The sequence below is a fragment of the Amycolatopsis sp. NPDC003861 genome, from assembly GCF_053605405.1.
Map to the genome: position 1 here is coordinate 84133 of NZ_JBSGJD010000001.1, position 18939 is coordinate 103071.

At 72.1% G+C, this 18939-nt stretch carries 20 protein-coding genes; 11 read left to right on the plus strand and 9 right to left on the minus strand.

The features are described from left to right. Positions 1-121: 121 nt before the first annotated feature. The 4 genes from ACWEVN_RS00370 to ACWEVN_RS00385 all read left to right on the plus strand — a co-directional run bounded on the left by ACWEVN_RS00370 (position 122) and on the right by ACWEVN_RS00385 (position 3684). Positions 122-1252, plus strand: a complete 1131-nt coding sequence (locus ACWEVN_RS00370; protein WP_452049669.1) for a sensor histidine kinase — start codon at positions 122-124, stop codon at positions 1250-1252. Next, a complete protein-coding gene (locus ACWEVN_RS00375) occupies positions 1249-1929 on the plus strand; it encodes a response regulator (protein WP_452049670.1) in 681 nt (226 codons plus the stop codon). The genes ACWEVN_RS00370 and ACWEVN_RS00375 overlap by 4 nt, the downstream gene beginning before the upstream one ends. Before the next feature lie 88 nt (positions 1930-2017). Further along, entirely contained in the window at positions 2018-2713 is a 696-nt protein-coding gene (locus ACWEVN_RS00380; protein WP_452049671.1) for a DUF2306 domain-containing protein, read from the plus strand. 23 nt (positions 2714-2736) lie between these two features. Beyond that, positions 2737-3684 carry an RNA polymerase subunit sigma-70 gene (locus ACWEVN_RS00385; protein WP_452049672.1) on the plus strand — a complete coding sequence of 316 codons (948 nt, stop codon included), beginning with the start codon at positions 2737-2739 and terminating at the stop codon, positions 3682-3684. 6 nt (positions 3685-3690) lie between these two features. Here the strand turns inward: ACWEVN_RS00385 and ACWEVN_RS00390 are convergent, their stop codons facing one another. Then, positions 3691-4257: a dihydrofolate reductase family protein gene (locus tag ACWEVN_RS00390; RefSeq protein ID WP_452049673.1), complete on the minus strand. Its 567-nt coding sequence runs from the start codon at positions 4255-4257 to the stop codon at positions 3691-3693. A gap of 137 nt (positions 4258-4394) precedes the next feature. Between ACWEVN_RS00390 and ACWEVN_RS00395 the strand changes: the two genes are divergently transcribed. The 3 genes from ACWEVN_RS00395 to ACWEVN_RS00405 are packed head-to-tail and all read left to right on the plus strand — an operon-like array spanning position 4395 to position 7754. Beyond that, positions 4395-4601 (plus strand): heavy-metal-associated domain-containing protein, encoded by a 207-nt coding sequence (locus ACWEVN_RS00395; protein WP_452049725.1) that lies wholly within the window; start codon positions 4395-4397, stop codon positions 4599-4601. A 25-nt stretch (positions 4602-4626) separates the two neighbouring features. After that, entirely contained in the window at positions 4627-5499 is an 873-nt protein-coding gene (locus ACWEVN_RS00400) for a hypothetical protein (RefSeq protein ID WP_452049674.1), read from the plus strand. After that, positions 5496-7754 carry a heavy metal translocating P-type ATPase gene (locus ACWEVN_RS00405; protein ID WP_452049675.1) on the plus strand — a complete coding sequence of 753 codons (2259 nt, stop codon included), beginning with the start codon at positions 5496-5498 and terminating at the stop codon, positions 7752-7754. Before ACWEVN_RS00400 ends, ACWEVN_RS00405 begins: the two co-directional genes overlap by 4 nt. Positions 7755-7760: 6 nt before the next feature. Here the strand turns inward: ACWEVN_RS00405 and ACWEVN_RS00410 are convergent, their stop codons facing one another. The 6 genes from ACWEVN_RS00410 to ACWEVN_RS00435 all read right to left on the minus strand — a co-directional run bounded on the left by ACWEVN_RS00410 (position 7761) and on the right by ACWEVN_RS00435 (position 11374). Continuing rightward, positions 7761-8690 carry a M56 family metallopeptidase gene (locus ACWEVN_RS00410; protein WP_452049676.1) on the minus strand — a complete coding sequence of 310 codons (930 nt, stop codon included), beginning with the start codon at positions 8688-8690 and terminating at the stop codon, positions 7761-7763. Beyond that, positions 8687-9049 carry a BlaI/MecI/CopY family transcriptional regulator gene (locus tag ACWEVN_RS00415; protein WP_452049677.1) on the minus strand — a complete coding sequence of 121 codons (363 nt, stop codon included), beginning with the start codon at positions 9047-9049 and terminating at the stop codon, positions 8687-8689. Before ACWEVN_RS00415 ends, ACWEVN_RS00410 begins: the two co-directional genes overlap by 4 nt. Before the next feature lie 89 nt (positions 9050-9138). Beyond that, on the minus strand, positions 9139-9669 hold the full coding sequence (locus tag ACWEVN_RS00420) for a DUF305 domain-containing protein (RefSeq protein ID WP_452049678.1): 531 nt from the start codon (positions 9667-9669) through the stop codon (positions 9139-9141). Between the two features lie 52 nt (positions 9670-9721). Beyond that, the gene (locus tag ACWEVN_RS00425; RefSeq protein ID WP_452049679.1) at positions 9722-10108 is read right to left on the minus strand and encodes a DUF6153 family protein; all 387 of its coding nucleotides are present in this window, start codon (positions 10106-10108) and stop codon (positions 9722-9724) included. 44 nt (positions 10109-10152) lie between these two features. Continuing rightward, on the minus strand, positions 10153-10917 hold the full coding sequence (locus ACWEVN_RS00430; protein WP_452049680.1) for a PIG-L deacetylase family protein: 765 nt from the start codon (positions 10915-10917) through the stop codon (positions 10153-10155). A gap of 4 nt (positions 10918-10921) precedes the next feature. Then, positions 10922-11374: a MarR family winged helix-turn-helix transcriptional regulator gene (locus tag ACWEVN_RS00435; protein WP_452049681.1), complete on the minus strand. Its 453-nt coding sequence runs from the start codon at positions 11372-11374 to the stop codon at positions 10922-10924. A 166-nt stretch (positions 11375-11540) separates the two neighbouring features. Here ACWEVN_RS00435 and ACWEVN_RS00440 point away from each other — a divergent pair, with 166 nt between their 5' ends. After that, positions 11541-12848, plus strand: a complete 1308-nt coding sequence (locus tag ACWEVN_RS00440; RefSeq protein WP_452049726.1) for a pyridoxal phosphate-dependent decarboxylase family protein — start codon at positions 11541-11543, stop codon at positions 12846-12848. Between the two features lie 50 nt (positions 12849-12898). Here the strand turns inward: ACWEVN_RS00440 and ACWEVN_RS00445 are convergent, their stop codons facing one another. Both ACWEVN_RS00445 and ACWEVN_RS00450 read right to left on the minus strand, forming a co-directional pair. Next, positions 12899-13111: a three-helix bundle dimerization domain-containing protein gene (locus tag ACWEVN_RS00445; RefSeq protein WP_452049682.1), complete on the minus strand. Its 213-nt coding sequence runs from the start codon at positions 13109-13111 to the stop codon at positions 12899-12901. 251 nt (positions 13112-13362) lie between these two features. Further along, on the minus strand, positions 13363-14520 hold the full coding sequence (locus ACWEVN_RS00450) for a mandelate racemase/muconate lactonizing enzyme family protein (protein WP_310971980.1): 1158 nt from the start codon (positions 14518-14520) through the stop codon (positions 13363-13365). 72 nt (positions 14521-14592) lie between these two features. Between ACWEVN_RS00450 and ACWEVN_RS00455 the strand changes: the two genes are divergently transcribed. From ACWEVN_RS00455 to ACWEVN_RS00465, 3 genes are all read left to right on the plus strand, one after another. Further along, positions 14593-15339 carry a FadR/GntR family transcriptional regulator gene (locus tag ACWEVN_RS00455; protein WP_310971982.1) on the plus strand — a complete coding sequence of 249 codons (747 nt, stop codon included), beginning with the start codon at positions 14593-14595 and terminating at the stop codon, positions 15337-15339. A 152-nt stretch (positions 15340-15491) separates the two neighbouring features. After that, positions 15492-16928: an ABC transporter substrate-binding protein gene (locus ACWEVN_RS00460; protein ID WP_452049683.1), complete on the plus strand. Its 1437-nt coding sequence runs from the start codon at positions 15492-15494 to the stop codon at positions 16926-16928. Then, positions 16925-18934, plus strand: a complete 2010-nt coding sequence (locus tag ACWEVN_RS00465) for an ABC transporter permease (protein ID WP_452049684.1) — start codon at positions 16925-16927, stop codon at positions 18932-18934. The genes ACWEVN_RS00460 and ACWEVN_RS00465 overlap by 4 nt, the downstream gene beginning before the upstream one ends. Positions 18935-18939 lie beyond the last annotated feature (5 nt).

Genomic DNA, 18939 nt, shown 5'->3' on the forward strand with positions numbered 1-18939 from the left:
CTGGTCCACCTGCGCGGCCCGCGGATCCGGATCGCCGCGTACCGAGCGGCGCGCTGAACGGCGACGCCGGGTCGTACTTTCGGGCGATCTGGGCCGCCCGGTCCTTTCGTACCATCAGCGGGTGACCGCTGTGCTCCGCTCGCTGTGGGACGAACCCCGGCCGCCCGATCCGCCGTCGCGGGTGTGGCGGGACTGGGTGCTGCTCGGGGTGCTCTGGGCGGCGGTGGCCGCCGAGGGACTGTTCCGGCCGGACCTGCCGTGGCGGGTCGTCTCCGTGCTCGTCGTCGCCGCCTTGGCGCCGACGTTGCTGTGGCGGCGGACCAGGCCGTTCCCGATGTTCCTCACCGCCTTCGGCACGACGTCGGTGGTCATGCTGCTGACCGGCGGGGCCGCCCCGTCGGCGTACGCGACGGCCGGGCTGCTGCTCCTGGCGTACTCGCTGGCGCGCTGGGGTGCGGGCCGGGAAATCGTGCTCGGGCTGGGGTTCGTGCTGGTCGAGACCGGCCTGTCGGTCGCACTCGGGCAGGAGAGCGCCGCGGACGCGGCGGGCGGGACGGTCGTGCTGTTCGCGGCCGTCACGCTGGCCGCCGCGTTGCGGTACCGGGCGCGGGCGCGGCTGCGGGAGCTGGACCAGGCCAAGCTGCTCGAGCGGGAACGGCTGGCCCGCGACCTGCACGACACGGTCGCCCACCACGTCTCGGCGATGGCGATCCGCGCCCAGGCCGGCCTCGCGATGATGCCGACGCGGCCGGCCGCCGCGGCCGAAGCGCTGGAGCTGATCGAAGCCGAAGCGGCGCGCGCTCTCGACGAGATGCGCGCCATGGTCCGCGTCCTGCGCCGCGACGAGCCGGCCGACCTCGCCCCGAACCCGCGGATCGCCGATCTGGAGCGGCTCGCGAGCCGCTCCCGGCCGTCGGTCGACGTGACGGTCTCCGGTGACGTCGGCGACCTGCCGCCGTCGATCGGGAGCGCGATCTACCGCCTCGCCCAGGAATCGGTCACCAACGCCCGGCGCCACGCCCGGCACGTGACCCGGATCGAGGTCCGGGTCACCGCCGACGACGAAGCGGTCCGGCTGCGCGTGAGCGACGACGGGGAGCCCGGCCTCGTGCGCCCGGTGCCCTCGCCCGGCTACGGGCTCGCCGGGATGATCGAGCGGGCCGGCCTGCTCGGCGGGACCTGTGAAGCGGGCCCGGACCCGGGGCGGGGCTGGACCGTCACCGCCGTCCTGCCCCGCGGCGGGGCGGCATGAGCATCCGCGTGCTCGTCGCCGACGACCAGGAGATCGTCCGCACCGGCCTGACGATGCTGCTCGACTCCCAGCCGGACATCGAGGTCGTCGGCGAGGCCGCCGACGGCGAGGCGGCCGTCGAGCTGGCCCGGCGGCTGCGTCCCGACGTGTGCCTGTTCGACATCCGCATGCCCGGCACCGACGGCATCGAGGCGACCCGCCGCCTGGCCGGCCCCGGCGTCGAGGACCCGCTCGCCGTCGTCGTCATCACCACGTTCGACCTCGACGAGTACGTCTACGCGGCGCTGCGGGCGGGCGCGCGCGGGTTCCTGCTCAAGAACGCCGGCACGCAGCTGCTCGCCCAGGCCGTCCACGCCGCCGCGACCGGAGACGCGCTGATCGCGCCCAGCGTCACCGCGCGGCTGCTCGACGCCTTCGCGGGCACCGGATCCGAGGCGCCGAGCCAGCCCGTCGAACCCCTCACCGATCGCGAAGAACAGGTCCTGCTCAGCGTGGCGCGCGGGCGGACCAACCGCGAGATCACCGAAGAGCTCTACATCACGCTCAGCACCGTCAAGACCCACATCGCGAGCCTGATGGCGAAGCTCGGCGCCCGCAACCGCGTCGAGATCGCCATCTGGGCCTACGAAACCCGCCGCGTCCCCAAGGCGGCACCCGCGCCGCGCCGAAAGTACTAGAGCCGGGCCGTACTTCGGGCCGGTCGAGGTCCGGCCCGTGGACCGATGAGCCGCGGCCCGCCGGCGGTCATGCTGGGCGAAGACGTCCGTGCCCGACCGCCGAGAGGGGTTTTCCTTGCTGCCCACCAAGAAACCGGAGTGGCTCGTCCCGGCGGGACTGCTCCTGCTCAGTGCCGTCCCGGTGGCCGCCGGTTCCGCGCGCGTGGCCGAGCTGGCCGGCGGCGCGCGGGTCACCGCGGACAACGCGCGGTTCTTCGCCATGCCGCTGCCCGTCGTGCTGCACATCTTCGGCGCGAGCCTCTTCTGTGTCCTGGGGGCGTTCCAGTTCGTGCCGGCCCTGCGCCGGCGCCGGCCTCGCTGGCACCGCTTCGCCGGACGGCTGCTGGTTCCCTGCGGGCTGGTCGCGGCCCTGTCCGGTCTGTGGATGACGCTGTTCTCCGACCTCCCGCCGGGTGACGGCGACCTCCTCACGGTGTTCCGGTTGTTCTTCGGCACGGCGATGGCCGTGTCGATCGTGCTGGCCACGGCCGCCGTCCGCCGCCGGGACGTCCGCCGGCACCGGGTGTGGATGACCCGCGGGTACGCGATCGGGCTGGGCGCCGGGACGCAGGTGCTGACGCACCTCCCGTGGGCCCTGCTGGTGGGCGTGCCCGGCGAGGTCACCCGGGCGGTGCTGATGGCGGCGGGCTGGGTGCTCAACCTCGGCGTGGCCGAGTGGGCCCTGCGCCGGCGGCCCCACCGATCAGAAACCCGGCGCGCGATCGTCAGTTCCGGTAGCCCCTGATCCCGGTGGAAGGATGCACGACCATGACCGACGACGCCGCGCAGTTCGCGCTCCTCACCGAGCGGCACCGGCGTGAGCTGCAGGTGCACTGCTACCGGATGCTCGCGAACTACGAGGACGCCCGGGACCTGACCCAGGAGACGTTCTTGCGGGCGTGGGACAAGCGGGCGTCGTTCAAGGGGCACGCGGCGTGGCGGACCTGGCTGTACCGGATCGCGACGAACGCCTGCCTCGACTTCCTGGACAAGCGCAACGGCCGCACGCCCGTGCCGGCCGAGCTGCCGGGCGCGGCCTGGGAGGTGCTGCAGCCGTACCCCGACCGGATGCTTCCCGAGGACCCGCAGGAGTCGGCGGTGGCGCGGGAGACGATCGAGCTGGCGTTCATCGTCGCCGTCCAGCACCTGCCGCCGCGGCAACGGGCGGTGTTCATCCTGCGGGACGTCCTGGGCTGGCCGGCGGCCACGGTCGCCGACGTCCTCGAGCTGACCGTCGCCTCGGTGACCAGCGCCCTGCAGCGGGCGCGGGTGACGGTGCGCGAGCAGCTGCCCGGCCGCCGCCTCGACTGGCGCGGCCGGGCCACCCACGAGCTGTCGGACGACGAGCGCGCCGTGGTGCAGTCCTACCTCGACGCCCACGAGCGCAACGACCTCGACGGGCTGACGTCGCTGCTGCGCGACGACCTGCGCTTCGCGATGCTGCCCGGGCAGACCACGGTGAGCACGACGGCCCGGGACGCGGTGGACGGCTGGGTCTCCGGCGGGCTCTTCCGGCGCGGCCACGACGACTGGCGCGGGGTGGTCACGACGGTCAACCGGATGCCGGCCGCCGTGCTGTACCTGCGGGCGCCCGGCGACCCGGAGCACCGGCTGTTCGCCGTCGCGCTCCTGCACGTCGTCGACGGGAAGATCGCCGAGCTCACCGGGTTCGACGCCGCCGGCAAACCCTGGCTGGGCCTGCCGCCGACGCTGTGAAGGTGCTCATCGCCGCGTCTCGTACCGGGTCAGCACCACGCCGCCGGGGAAGGTCCGCGTCTCGACCAGGGTCAGGTTCACCCAGCTGTCCAGCGCGGTGAAGAAGGGCGTGCCGCCACCCACCAGGACCGGGTGGGTGGCCACGGCGTACTCGTCGATCAGCCCGGCCCGCATGGCCGCCGCGGCGAGGGTGGCGCCGCCGATGGTCATCGGGCCGCCGTCCTCGGCCTTGAGCCGGGTGATCTCGGCGACGGCGTCGCCGGTGACCAGGCGGGTGTTCCAGCCGACCTTGTCGATCGTCGAGGAGAACACCACCTTCGGCGTGTCCCGCCAGTTCCGCGCGAAGGCGACCTCCGCCGGATCGGCACCCGGCTCCTGGTCGCCGGTCGGCCAGTAGGAGCTCATCGTCTCCCACAGCTTGCGCCCGTAGAGCGTCAGTTCGCTGGCCCGCTCCTGGTCGAGCCACCACCGGAACAGCTCGTCGCTCGGCGGCCCGCTCCACCCGATGTCGTCACCGGGCGCGGCGATGTAGCCGTCCAGCGTCAGGTTCATCCCGAAGATCAGTTTCCGCATCGTGCGGCCTCCTGTGTGTCGATCTCGCAGGTATGGACGGCGGCGGCCCGGAAAACTCATCGGCGCGACGAGGCCGGGACCGCCTTGATACGGGTACCCCCTAGGGGTACTGTGACGGCATGAGCGAAGGGAACCCCATGAGCACCAGCCGCTACACCGTGACCGGCATGACCTGCTCGCACTGCGTGGCCTCGGTCAGCGAAGAGGTCGGCGCCCTCGACGGCGTCACCGAGGTCGCGGTCGACCTGCCGTCCGGGGCCGTCACCGTCACCAGCGACCGGCCGGTCGACGACGCGCAGGTCCGCGCGGCCGTCGCGGAGGCCGGGTACACGCTCGCCGGGTAGTCCGGCGCCAGGGAGGGAAGCAGACATGAACACCGCAGCACGCCTGGCCGGGTTCGGCGGGGCGCTCGTCCTGCTGGCGGCCGGGGGATTCGCCGTCGGCAGCACCGCGGGCCCGGTTTCGGCCGCGACCACCGAACACCGTGACCCGGGCGGCGAACACGCGGGCATGGCCGCTCCGGCCGGCGACCTGCCGGGCGGGCTGGCGTCGAGCCAGGACGGCTACACCTTCACCGCCGGCTCGGCGCCGGAGCCCGGGAGGTTCTCGTTCACCATCACCGGGCCGGACGGGAAGCCCGTCACCGCGTTCGACGTCGAACACGAGAAGAAGCTGCACCTGATCGTGGTCCGCCGGGACACCTCCGGCTTCCGGCACGTCCACCCGGAGATGGCGCCGGACGGCACGTGGAGCGTCCCGCTGACCTTGAGCGCCGCCGGCTCGTACCGCGCGTTCGCCGACTTCGCCCCGGCCGGAGGGAAGGCGATGACCCTCGGTGTGGACCTGTCGGTCGCCGGCGCCTACCGGCCGGTGACGTACGAACCCAGCCGGACGGCCCAGGTCGACGGCTACACCGTCGAGCTCGCCGGCGACCTGACGGCCGGAAAGACTTCGCCGCTGACGCTGACCGTCCGCCGCGGCGGCCTGCCGGTCACCGATCTGCAGCCCTACCTCGCCGCGTACGGGCACCTGGTCGCGCTGCGCGAAGGCGATCTCGCCTACCTGCACGTCCACCCGGACGGTGCGCCCGGCGACGGCAGGACGGCCGCGGGCCCGCAGGTGAAGTTCGCCGCCGAGGTCCCGAGCGCCGGGACTTACCGGCTGTTCCTGGACTTCAAGCACGGCGACGTCGTGCGGACCGCCGAGTTCACCGTCACCACCCGCGAAGGGGGACGATCATGACCAGCGCCACGGCCGAGTCCGGCCCGGTGACCGAGATCGAACTCGCGATCGGCGGCATGACCTGCGCCTCGTGCGCCAACCGCATCGAGCGCAAGCTCAACAAGCTCGACGGCGTCACCGCGTCGGTCAACTACGCCACCGAGAAAGCCCGCGTGCGCGCTCCGGAGGGTCTCGATCCGGGCACGCTGGTGGCCACGGTCGAGGCGGCGGGTTACCGCGCCACGCTGCCGCGGCCGGAACCGGCCGCCGAGTCCGAAGTGGACGAAGACGACCCGGCGCGCCCGCTGCGGCAGCGGCTGATCACCAGTGCCGTGCTGGCGGTGCCGGTGATCCTGCTGGCCATGGTGCCGGCGCTGCAGTTCACCTACTGGCAGTGGATTTCGCTGACGCTGGCCGCGCCGGTGGTCACCTGGGGCGCGTGGCCGTTCCACCGGGCGGCGTGGACGAACCTGCGCCACGGCGCGGCGACGATGGACACGCTGGTGTCGATGGGCGTGCTCGCCGCGTCCGCGTGGTCGCTGTGGGCGCTGCTGTTCGGCACGGCCGGAACGCCGGGGATGGTGCACCCGTTCGAGCTGACGATCGCCCCGTCGGACGGGGCGGGCGACATCTACCTCGAGGTCGCGGCCGGCGTCACCACGTTCATCCTGGCCGGCCGGTACTTCGAGGCGCGGTCCAAGCGCCGCGCGGGTGCCGCGCTGCGGGCGCTGCTGGAGCTGGGCGCGAAGGAGGTCGCGGTCCTGCGGGGCGGCGGCGAGGTCCGGATCCCGGCCGCCGAGCTGGCCGTGGGGGACCGGTTCGTCGTGCGGCCGGGGGAGAAGATCGCCACCGACGGCGTGGTCGAGGAGGGCAAGTCCGCGGTCGACGCGTCGATGCTCACCGGTGAGCCGGTACCGGTCGAGGTCGGCGAGGGTGCCGCCGTCACCGGGGCGACGGTGAACGCGGGCGGGCGGCTGGTCGTGCGCGCCACCCGTGTCGGCGCGGACACGCAGCTGGCGCGGATGGCCCGCCTCGTCGAGGATGCCCAGAGCGGCAAGGCCGAGGTCCAGCGGCTGGCCGACCGGGTGTCCGGGGTGTTCGTACCGATCGTGATCGGCTTGGCCGCCGCCACGCTGGGGTTCTGGCTCGGCACCGGCGCCGGCACGGCGGCGGCGTTCACGGCCGCGGTAGCGGTGCTGATCATCGCCTGCCCGTGTGCGCTCGGCCTGGCCACGCCGACGGCCCTGCTCGTCGGCACCGGCCGCGGTGCGCAGCTCGGCGTGCTGATCAAGGGGCCGGAGGTCCTCGAATCGACCCGCCGGGTCGACACGGTGGTGCTGGACAAGACGGGCACGGTGACCGCGGGCCGGATGACCCTGGCCGGCGTCCACGTCGCCGATGGCGTCGGCGAAGAGCAGCTGTTGCGGCTGGCCGGGGCGCTGGAGGACGCGTCGGAGCACCCGATCGCCACCGCCATCGCCCGGGGCGCCCGGGAGCGCGTCGACCTCCCGGCGGTCGAAGACTTCACGAACGTGGCGGGGCTCGGGGTGCAGGGGATCGTCGAGGGGCACGCGGTGCTGGTGGGCCGGACGGCGTTGCTGGAGGACTGGAGCCTGCCCCTGCCGGACGACCTCGCGGCCGCGAAGGCCGCGGCGGAGGAGCGGGGCCAGACCGCGGTGGCGGTGGCTTGGGACGGCGCGGCCCGAGGCGTGCTGCTGGTCGCCGACACCGTCAAGCCGACGTCGGCCGAGGCCGTCGCCCAGCTGCGCGAACTGGGGCTGAAGCCGGTGCTGCTGACCGGCGACAACGCGGCCGTCGCCCGCGCGGTGGCGGCGGAGGTGGGCATCGACGAGGTGATCGCCGAGGTGCTGCCCGCCGGCAAGCTGGCCGTCGTCAAGCGCCTGCAGGACGAAGGCAGGGTCGTGGCCATGGTCGGCGACGGCGTGAACGACGCGCCGGCGCTGGCGCAGGCCGACCTCGGGCTGGCCATGGGCACGGGCACGGACGTCGCGATCGAGGCGAGCGACCTCACCTTGGTCCGCGGCGACCTGCGCGCGGTCACCGACGCGATCCGGCTGTCCCGCCGCACGCTGCGCACGATCAAGGGCAACCTGTTCTGGGCGTTCGCGTACAACCTGGCGGCCCTGCCCCTGGCGGCGGCGGGGTTGCTGAACCCGATGATCGCGGGCGCGGCGATGGCCTTCAGTTCGGTGTTCGTGGTCGGCAACAGCTTGCGGTTGCGCGGGTTTGCGTCGACGTCGGTGGTCCGGGCTTGAAGCCGGTCAGCGGCCGACGGCGAAGCCCGTGATCAGCACCAGCGCGACCGCGATCGCGGGCGGAGCGAGGAAGGCGACAACCCCACCGACGATGGTGATCGACCGCCGGGTGGCCGACATGCCGTTGTCGAGCCGGCTCAGTCGGAGGGCGGTGTCGCCGCCCGCCATGGCGAGGGCTCGGCGCGGTCCGGCCACCGCGTGGATCGACACCAGCGCCGACCTGAGCGGCTCGCGGCCGCACTGTGCGGCCGCCGCCTGGTCGGCGGCCAGTTCCACCAGCAGGCGCGTTGCCGCGGGCAGCTCGCGCAGCAGGGGCACGAACCCGAGCGTCCGGCCGAGGACCTCCGCAGCGCCGGTGAGCAGGTGGTGGTGCCCGTGGACGTGGGCGCGTTCGTGGGCCAGCACGGCGCCCAGCTCGCGCCTCGTCAGCCGCGCCGCGAGGCCGTCGCTGGCGACCACCAGGGAGCGGCGGCCGCCGAGGCTGTAGGCGATCGGCCGGTCGTCCGGCAGCCACAGGGTCGGGACCGGCCGGGTGTCGCGGGCGCCGGCGAGCCGCAACGCGGCGAGGTGACGGCGGTACAGGCTCGTCCGCCGTCGCCGCCGGACGAGCCAGGTCGTCGCCAGCCGCCCGGCCGCGACCGCCACGACGGCACCCGCGATCGTGCCGGTGATGGGGTCGAGTGCGGGCAGCTCGTCGTGGTCGAGCACCGTCCAGGAGTCGTGCAGCACCCGCAGGACCGCGTCGGCCGGGCCGTGTCCCGGCAGGACGAGCAGCAGCACCCCGGCGATCGCGCCGCCGAGCACCCCGGCGGCGGTGAGCAGCCACCAGGCGAGCGCCGTCCGCGGGTCGATCCGCGCGGTGAGCCGGCCCAGGGGCCACGGAGACCACCAGCCGACCGCGACGGTGCCGAGCAGCAGAGCGGCGGCGACGATCACCGCTTCTTCGGCTTCCGGCGCAGGGCCCGGCGGAGGACGTCCGACTCCTCTTCGGTGACCGTGCTGACGAAGTGCAGGAGCACGGATTCGCGGTCGTCGACGGAGTCGAGCACCTCCCGCAGGCTCTGCGCGGTCGCTTCCGCGCGGGTGGTGACGGCGCGGTAGTGGTACGCCCGGTTCTCGAGGTCGCGCACGACCCAGCCCTTCCGGTGCAGGTTGTCCAGCACGGTCATCACCGTGGTGTACGCCGGCTTGCGGTCGCGGTTCAGCTCGTCGAGCACCTGGCGGACCCGCAACGGTTCCGCCGCGTCCCAGAGCACGTCCATCACCGACGCTTCGAGCTCGCCCAGACCCAGCATGGCACCTCCGGTGGGCAGGATACTTCCCGCCCGGCGGCCCACCGGAGAAAGCTGGTCGCCGGGGCGGCCGCCGCCCCGGCGACCCGTGCTCAGCTCTGCGTGAGCAGGCCCTGCATCTCGGCGATCTCCGCCTGCTGTGCGTCGATGATCTTCTGCGCGAGCGCCTTGGCGCCGGCGTCGCCGCCCTTGGCCAGTTCGGTCCTGGCCATGTCGATCGCGCCCTGGTGGTGCCTGATCATCATGCCGAGCCACATCTTGTCGAACTCGGCGCCCTTGGCGGTTTCGAGCTGCTTCAGGTCGGCGTCGGACATCGACCCGCCCATGCCGGGCATCGATTCGTGGGCCGGGGCGGCGCCCCAGGTGGTCAGCCAGCCCTGCATCAGCCGGATTTCCGGATCCTGGGCCTGTTCGATCCGGCTCGCGAGGCCGAGCACCTTCGGGTTCGTGCTGCGCGCCGGGACGAGCTTCGCCATGTCGAGCGCCTGGCTGTGGTGCGGGACCATCTGCTGGGCGAAGGTGACGTCGTCGGCGTTGTGGCCGGCGGGGGCGTCGGTGCCGCAGCCGCCGAGCAGGAGGGCGGCGGCCAGCACGATGCCGCCGATGAGGGAGTTTTTGCGCATGACAGATCTTTCTCTGTGCGGTGAGGGTGATCGGACGGGGAAACCGGTCGGATCACGTGCGCGAAATGCACAGGGAAATCAGGACGCTGCGGCCGGGTGGCCGTCCCCGGCTCGGCGAGCCACGGGCATCGGGCGTCCGCGAGAACGTCGTGGTGCACCAGGAAACAGCCAGGAAGAGGGCGACGGCGAGCAGGAGCGCGCCGGCCGCGCACAGCACGGCCAGGCAGAGGTGGAGGACGTCGTGCAGGCCCGGATCGTGCTCGCCGGGGTTGCTGTCCGGGGCAGCGGCGAGGACCTGCGGGCCCGGGGCGGCCATGGCGTGCATCGTCGTGGCCCCGGCCGCGCTCGCCATGCCGACGTGGTGCATCGCCACGACGCCCACGGCCAGCGCGCACAGCAGGAGGACCTGCTGCAGCTTGCCGGGCCGGGTCGCCGTCACGACTCCATCCTACTACGTGTCGTAGTAGTAGCCGGCCGGGTCGGTCAGTCCTCTGTGGATTCGGTGGGGAGCTCCGGTGGGGCCTGCAGGTCGTGGGCCCGGAACAGGACGGCGTGCTCGACCCCCATCGCCTTCCCGCTCATCGCGGCGAACTGCGGGATGAACTCGGCGGGCGCCGGGTGGTCGGGGAGCGCGGCCAGGTACGCCGCGTGCGCCTCCAGCGACGCCACGCCCCGGCGCAGCGGCTCGCCCGTGACGTCGACGCCGTGCGTCGGGTTCGTCATGCCCGGCGTGAGGTACCAGCGGGCGGAGTGCGGTTCGAGGCCCTCGTCGTCGACCTGCTCGGGGAAGACCCAGCGGTTGCCCGCGTCGCGGATCGCGTCCAGGGTCGCGAGGCCGGCCGCGCGGTGGTCGGCCTGGTCGAAACCCCACGGCGTCTCGACCTCGAAGCCGGTGCCGTAGACGACGTCGGGCCGGAAGCGGCGGATCTCGCGGCAGATGTCCCGGCGCAGGTCGAGGCCGTACACGAGCACGCCGTCCGGGTGTTCCAGGATCGTCAGGTGCTCGACCCCGACCACGGCGCAGGCGGCCCGCTGCTCGGCGGCGCGCAGGCGGGCCGTCTCTTCGGGCGGGTTGGGCATGCCGGCCTCGCCGCGGGTGAGCAGGAGGTAACCGACTTCGATGCCGCGTGCGGTCCAGCGGGCGACCGCCGCGGACGTGCCGTACTCCATGTCGTCGGGGTGGGCGACGACGCAGAGCACGCGCCGGAAGGACTCCTCGGGCAAGGCGGGCAGCGTCATGCCCGACATCCTGTCAGCCCTCGGCCGGATCGTCCGGATGACCGGCGAAGCGGCGCTCGAGGTGGGCGAGCGTCCGGTTGCATCGGGTGATCGTGTCCGGGTCGATGTCGCCGAGCAGGTCCGCCAGCAGCGCCGACCAGGCGCCGCGGAGGACCTCCAGGTTGGTCCGGGCCAGCTCGGTGGGGTGCACGGTGACGGTCCGGCCGTGGCCGGCGCGGGTCAGCAGGCCCTTGGCTTCGAGCCCGCGCAGGGCGGTGCTGACGTTCGTGCGCTGCAGCTCGGTGCGCTCGGCGATCCGGCTCGGCGTGCACCCGGGGTCCAGGTCCACGATCCGCATGACCTGGCGCTCGGTGGCGGTGAGCCGCACGACGTCCGGCCCGGCCGGGGTGCGCAGGCGGATCAGGCGCGCGACGTTGAGCACGAGATCGGCCAGGTCGGCGTAGGGATCCTGCGGCGGGAGAGGCACCCCTTTACGCTACCCGATAGTTATGTGAACATAATTATGAATCCATACTATCCGGGGAGGGTCGACGCCGATGAGCGGAAACGACGGGGTCCTGCGCGCGGGGCCGGCCGGGTTCGCCGAACTCGCCGCGGTGCTCGGCGACGCCGTCCGCGACGTCGGGGCCTGGATGGCGGAGTACGGCGGCTACGCCCCGCACCACTCCCAGGACGTGCCGCTTCCGCAGTTCCGGGAGGCGACCGCGGAACTGCACCGGCGCTTGCGCGACAACTACCCGTTCTTCCACCCCCGCTACGCCGGGCAGATGCTCAAGCCGCCCCACCCGGCGGCCGTCGCCGGCTACCTGAGCGCGATGCTGATCAACCCGAACAACCACGCCCTCGACGGCGGCCCCGCCACCGCGGACATGGAGAAGGAGATCGTCGCCGACCTGGCGGCGATGTTCGGCCTGCCGCGGCACCTGGGGCACCTGACCAGCAGCGGGACGATCGCGAACCTGGAAGCCCTGTTCGTCGCCCGCGAGACGCACCCGGGCAAGGCGATCGCGCACAGCGCCGACGCCCACTACACCCACGGCCGGATGAGCCACCTGCTCGGCGTCGAGGCCGTTCCGGTGGCCACCACCGCCACCGGGGCCCTCGATCCGGACGCGCTCGAAGACCTGCTCCGCACCGGCCGCATCGGCACGGTGGTGGCGACCACCGGGACGACGGGCCTCGGCGCCGTCGACCCGGTGGACGAGATCGTCGCCCTCGCCCGCCGCTACGGCGCCCGGGTGCACGTGGACGCGGCCTACGGCGGCTTCTTCCGGCTCATCGCCGACGACTCGGCGGACGGCGTGCGATCGGCGCCGTTCCGCGCCATCGCCGACGCCGATTCGGTGGTCATCGACCCGCACAAGCACGGGCTGCAGCCCTACGGCTGCGGGGCGGTGCTCTTCCGCGACCCGTCGGTGGCCCGCCACTACCTGCACGACTCGCCGTACACCTACTTCACGTCCGACGACCTGCACCTCGGGGAGATCTCCCTCGAATGCTCCCGCGCGGGCGCCGCGGCCGCGGCGCTGTGGCTGACGTTGCGCGTCCTGCCGCTGACCCCGGACGGGCTGGGTGCGGTGCTCCGGCCCGGGCGCCGGGCCGCGCTCGCGTGGGCGGACGTGCTGGCCGGTAGCGCCGAGCTGGCGTTGTACCAGCCGCCGGAACTGGACATCGTGAGCTACTTTCCCGTCCGGGAAACGCTTTCCGAGGTCGACCGGGTCAGCGCGCACGTGCTCGAAGCCGGGATGGCGCGACCCCCGGAGAAGGCGGTGTTCGTCGCGACCTACACAGTCACCGGCGCGGACCTCGCGCGGCGGGGACACGCCGTGCGGGCGGACGTTCCGCGGGGCCGGATCCTGCGCAGCGTCCTGATGAAGCCGGAGAACGAGGCGCAGGTTCCCGGGCTGCACCGCGAGATCGTCGACCTGAGTTCGCCGTAGCTCCTTCGCGGGATTCCTTGTCTCCTGGTCGGCCGCCGTCGTTCCGGTTCTCAGATGCCGGCCAGTGCGGCCCGGACCGCTCGCTCGACCAGGATCGGCACGAAGGCGTGCACGCGAGCATTCGCGAACCGGGCGCGTTCGCGGTCGACCATCGCGTGCAGCCGCGTCCGGGCGACGTCCGCGTAGTCGTGGTCCAAACGGTCCTCCAGTTGCGCGAAGTGGGTGTCGAGCTGCTCGGAAGCCAGGGTGTCCAACGTGCTCATCGCTCACCTTCCGGTCGGCCGTCGTACGCAGAACATGCCCCGTGAGACGACCGGAAGGTGAACCCGAGGTGAACAAAGGGGGCGCTTCTCTCTCCGTCGGGCGGGACCAGGCGCTCACTGGCCGCCACCGGGCAGCCCGCCAAGCAGGTCATCGACGGCCGCGTCGCACTGGAAGCGCAGCGCCTGCTCGCCCACTTCGACGAGCCGGTCGCCGTGATCGCGCACCGGCTCGGCTTCAGCGAACCGACGAACTACTCGAACACCCCGTAGCCCGGCACGGCGTGCGCCCGGACGCCGTCCAGGTCCAGTTCCACGCCGATGCCCGGTGTGTCGGGCAGCGTGATGTAGCCGTCCTTGACGATCGAGCCGCTCCCGTCGGGGGCGTGGACGTAGCTGTCCCACACCGCGCGTTCCTCGAGCGCGTGCCATTCCTGGACGAAGAAGTTGGGGATCGCCGCGCACTGGTGGGACGTCGCCATCGTGCCCAGCGGCGTCGACACCAGGTGGGGTGCGAAGGGGATGTAGTGCAGCTCCGCGAGGTTCGCGATCTTCTTCGCCTCGGCGAGGCCGCCGCACTTCGGGACGTCCGGCTCGATCACGTCCACGGCGCCGCGTTCGAGCAGCTCGCGGAAACCCCAACGGAGGTAAAGGTTTTCCCCCGCGCAGATCGGTGTGCGGGTCTGCTCGCGCACCCGCACCAGCGCGTCGACGTTCTCCGCCGGCAGGGGCTCCTCGAGCCACATCAGGTGGAACGGCTCGAGCTCCCACGCGATCCGGCACGCGCTCGGCAGGTCGTAGCGGGCGTGCAGGTCGATCGCCAGGTCGACGTCCGGGCCGATCGCCTCCCGGACGGCGGCCACGCGCGAAACCATCGACTGCAGCTCGGCCGCGTTGACCGTGTGGTTGAACGGGTCGAACTTGGCCGGGTGGCGCAGGTCGTCGACGTCGAACTTGAGGGCGGTGAAGCCCTCGGCGACCATCCGCTGCGCCCGGTCGACGCACCCGGCGACCGAGCCCGCGGGGTCGTCGCCGTCGCCGCAGTCGGCGTAGAGCCGGATGCGGTCGCGGAACTTCCCGCCGAGCAACCGGTACACCGGCTGGCCCGCCGCCTTGCCCGCGAGGTCCCACAGCGCGAGCTCGATCCCGGACAGGGCGATCACGAACACCCCGCCCTGCGGACCCGCGAAAACCTTGCTGCGACGCAGTTTCTCCCAGCAGCGCTCGACGTTGCGCGGGTCCTCGCCGAGCAGCAGGGGGGCCAGGGAACCGATCATCCCGACGACCGCCCCCGCGCCGGCGTCGGGGTTGGCCTCCCCGAAGCCGCTGAGGCCCTCGTCGGTGTCGATCCGCACCAGCGTGGCCTCACCGTGGTAGGCCACCACCGCCGTCGTGACGTTCACGATCCGCATTGCTCTCCCGTCCCCGGGTGGTGCGTACGAACGGACTAATGCGACGTCCAACTTGTCCGATAAGCTGATGACATGCCAAGGAGACAAGAGTCTCCGGACGCTGTCAAGGTCCGGACCCTTCCGGTGCAGGTGGCGGCCCACCTGACCCGGCGGATCGTCCGCGGCGAAATCGAAGACGGCCGGGCGCCGTCGGAACTCGACATCGTGAACGAGTTCGGGGTGTCCCGCGTGGTCGCGCGGGAGACGCTCAAGATCCTCGCCTCACTCGACATCGTCGACGTCGCGCAGGGCCGCCGCGTCGTCGTGCGGCCCCGCGCGGAATGGGACTACCTGAGCCCGCTGCTGATCGAATGGCTGCCCGCGGAGATCGTCGAGGAACTGCTGCAGGAGCTGCACCAGATGCGCGCCCTGCTCGAACCCGAACTGGCGGCCATGGCCGCGGCCAGCATCAGCGACGAGACACTGAACCGGCTCCGGGACGAGCTCGACCGCATGGCGGTGCTCGAAGCGGAGCCCGAGGCCTACCTCGAAGTCGACCACGAATTCCACATGGAGATCTGCCGGGCGGCCGACAACCGGATCCTCGACCGGATCATGTACTCCGCCCGCTGGCTCGGCACGGCCAGCCGCCGCGTCACCAACGAGGCGCCGGCCGGGCTGCACCGCGCTACCGCCCAGCACACGGAGATCTACGAGGCGCTCGTCGCGCGCGACCCGGAGGCCGCGCGCGCCGCGATGCGCCGGCACCTGAGCAACAACTACTCCACGCTCCTCGCGGAGAAGAAACAGCGAAGCAAGCGGGCCGCCCGGCGGCGCTAGCCGCCGCTCCGGACGGCGCTCGACCCCCACCAGCGTTCGGCATCACTCACCGCATGAACGACCTGCAGCGCGGCGCTCGCCCCGCTGCCCCGCCGGTTGCAACGTCGCCCCGTCGGTCCGCGTCCGCCCGATCGGACGCGAAAGGAGTGGTCATGGCAGAGAAAACGGACTGGACGAGGCGCTCGTTCCTCGGGATGAGCGCGGGGGTGGGCGCGCTGGGCGTGCTCGGTCTCGCCGGGTGCGGGAGCAGTCAGGCGCCCGCGCCGCAGGTCGACGTCCAGGTGCCCAAGGCACTGCTCGACCAGGCGGCCGCACTCCGCGGCGGCTCGGTGGGGATGCTCTCGCAGAAGCTGTACTCCGAGGCCGCCAACAAGGCCCTGGACCGGTCGCTGCAGGTGTTCGCGCAGGCCACCGGCACCACCATCCGCAACGACCTGGTCTCCGGCGACGCCGGCGACATGGTCGCGAAGATGGACGCCGAAGTGAAGGCGGGCACCAACCGCGATCTGGCCTTCATGAGCGACCGGCGGTTCGTCGGCCAGCTGCACAACCTGGGCGCTCTCACCGATGTCACCGACGTGGTCGAGGAGATGAAAGCGCTCTACGGGGAGCCCGCGACCGAGGCCAACGACTACTGCGTGTTCGACGGGCGCTGGTTCGCGATCCCGTACCACTTCATCGCGTCCGGGATGTACCTGCGCAAGGACTGGTACCAGGAAAAGGGTCTCCCGCTCAAACCCTTCTATTCGTGGGAAGAACTGCGCGACAACGCGCTGGCGGTCTCCGACCCGGCGAAGCGGCGCTTCGGCTGGGGGCTCACGGTGAACCGCTCCGGTGACGCCAACGGCTTCATCCAGAACGTCATCAACACCTACGGCGGGGCGATCGCGGACAACACCGGCACGAAGGTGGTGTTCAACTCGCCGGAGACGGTCGCCGCCGTCACGTTCATCGGCGACATCTACACGAACCCGAAGTACGCGCCGATGCTGCCGCCCGGGATCGGCAGCTGGACCGACTCGAGCAACAACGAGAACTGGCTGGCCCAGATCCTGGGGCTGACGCTCAACCAGTTCAGCGTCTACGCCGATTCGAAGACCAAGAAGAACCCGGTCTACGCCAACACGCACGTGTTCAACGGCGCCACCGGACCGGCGATCGACCAGCCGCTCGCGTTCGGCGAGTCCAACTCGTTCGTCGTGTTCAAGGGGGCGAAGAACCCCGACCTCGCCAAGTTGGTGGCGAAGTTCATGGTCGGCGGGACCGCGCTGCTCGGGGTCGCGAAGGAAGCACCGTGCCTGGTGAACCCGTCGTGGAGCAAGGTGTGGGACTCCGACCCGTACTACACGACCGGTGACCCGGCCTACCCGGCCCTGCGGGAGCAGACCCGGGTGCAGCTCCCGGTGAAGACCAAGACCGGCTACGCGTTCCCCCAGGCCCCGAGCCCCGGCGAGCAGGCCGCCCTCGCCGCCTACCTGCTGACCGACATGATGCAGTCGGTCATCCAGGGCACCAAGCCGGCCGACGCCGTCGCCGCGACGCACGGCCGGATCGTGCAGATCTTCGAGCAGCAGGGCTACCGGCAGTGACCGTCCTCCGCCCGCGCCCGGCGCCGGTCCGTCCGGCGCCGGGCCCGTCTTCCTCGCTCACCAAAACGCAGCGGCTGCTCGGGCGCGACTGGCGCCTCGCCGCGGTGTTCATCGGGCCGACGCTGCTGCTGGTCGCCGGCCTGATCCTGGTCCCGATCGCCGACTCGATCTTCACCAGCACGACCGAACGCCACGGCGCGGAGACGGTCTTCGTCGGGCTGGACAATTACACCGCCCTCGTCGGCGACGCCCTGTTCCACCACGGCGTGCTCAATTCGTTCGTCTTCACCGCCTACGCCGAGATCTTCAAGGTGACCTTCGGGCTCATCGCGGCGCTGATGCTGCACCACATGCGCCGCGGCAAGGCGCTCGTCGCCGGGGTCATCCTGCTGCCGTGGGTCATCCCGACCGTCGTCACCGCCTTCACCTGGCGGTCCCTGCTCGACCCGATCTTCGGCAGCGTCAACGTCCTGCTCACCGAGTCCGGCATCGGGCCGGGCCTCGCCTCGATCGGCCTGGTCGACAAGTGGCCCGCGGAGTGGCTGTCCGATCCCGCGCTCGCGATGCCGGCGGTCATCCTGGTCAACGTCTGGAAGGGCATCCCGTTCTTCACGGTGACGTTCCTCGCCGGGCTCAAGGCCATCGACAGCGGCCTCCACGAGGCGGCGATGGTGGACGGCGCCTCGCCGTGGCAGCGCTTCGTGCACATCACCCTGCCGGGCCTGCGGCCCGTCATGATCGTGACCGTGCTGCTGTCGTCGATCTGGACGTTCAACAACTTCGACCTGATCTGGCTGATGACCCAGGGCGGCCCGGGTGACGCCACGGCCCCGTACGTGATGGTGGCCTACTCGAAGGCGATCCAGCAGCTGCAGCTGGGCGCGGGTGCCGCGGTCACGCTGGTGATGCTGCCGGTCATCGCCGTCCTCGTGGTCATCCTCGTGCGGATGATGCGCCGCAGCGACCTGCCCGGCGCGGCCGACCTGGGCCGCCGGCGGCTGACGCCCGGGCAGCGCCGCGCGCTGCCGTGGGTCCTCGTCGCGGGCTCGGTGCTCGTGCTGACCTGGGCGTCGCCGCACATCGTCTGGAAAGCCGCGCTCGTACTGGGCGTCTTCGTGGTGCTGGCCGCCATCGTCGGCCGGGTCGTCTCCGGGTTCGCCTCGCGGGGCAACCGGCTGGCCGCCCGCCTGGTCGGCGGCACCAGCACGGGCGTCGCCCTGGTCGGTCTCCTCGGTTTCGTGCTCGCCCCGCTGTACTGGATGACGATCACGGCCTTCAAGACCGACGACCAGATCGTCGCCCGCACCGACGACCTCTGGCCGACGCCGTGGAGCACCGAGCAGTTCACCAACCTGTTCACCGGCCGGGCGTTCGGCACCTGGTACGTCAACACGATCCTGGTCTCGGTGGCGTCCACCGCGATCGCCCTGGTGTGCGCGGCGCTGGCCGGGTACGCGCTGGCCCGGCTGAAGTTCCGTGGCTCGGAGAGCTTCACGGTGACGATCCTGCTCACCTACGTGATGCCGGGCGCGCTGCTGTTCATCCCGCTCTACCAGCTGGTCAGCGGAATCGGGCTCAACGACTCGTTGTGGTCGCTCGTGCTGGCCTACCCGACGTTCACCCTGCCGTTCGCGACCTGGCTGCTCGTCGGCTACTTCAAGTCGATCCCGGCCGACCTCGAGGAGGCCGCGCTGGTCGACGGCTGCACGCGGTTCGGGGCGTTCCTGCGGATCGTGCTGCCGCTGGCCAAACCGGGCCTGCTCGCGGTGGCGCTGTTCACGCTGACCAACGCGTGGAACGAATTCCTGTTCGCCTTCGTGTTCATCACCAAGGACGAGAACAAGACGCTGCCCGTCGGCATGCAGTCGATGATCTTCGGCGACGTCGTGCCGCAGGGCCAGCTGGCCGCGGCCTCGCTGCTGATCAGCATCCCGGTCGTGCTCATGTACGGCTTCGGGCAGCGGTTCCTGACCGAAGGCCTCACCGCGGGGGCGGTGAAGGGGTGAGCGCG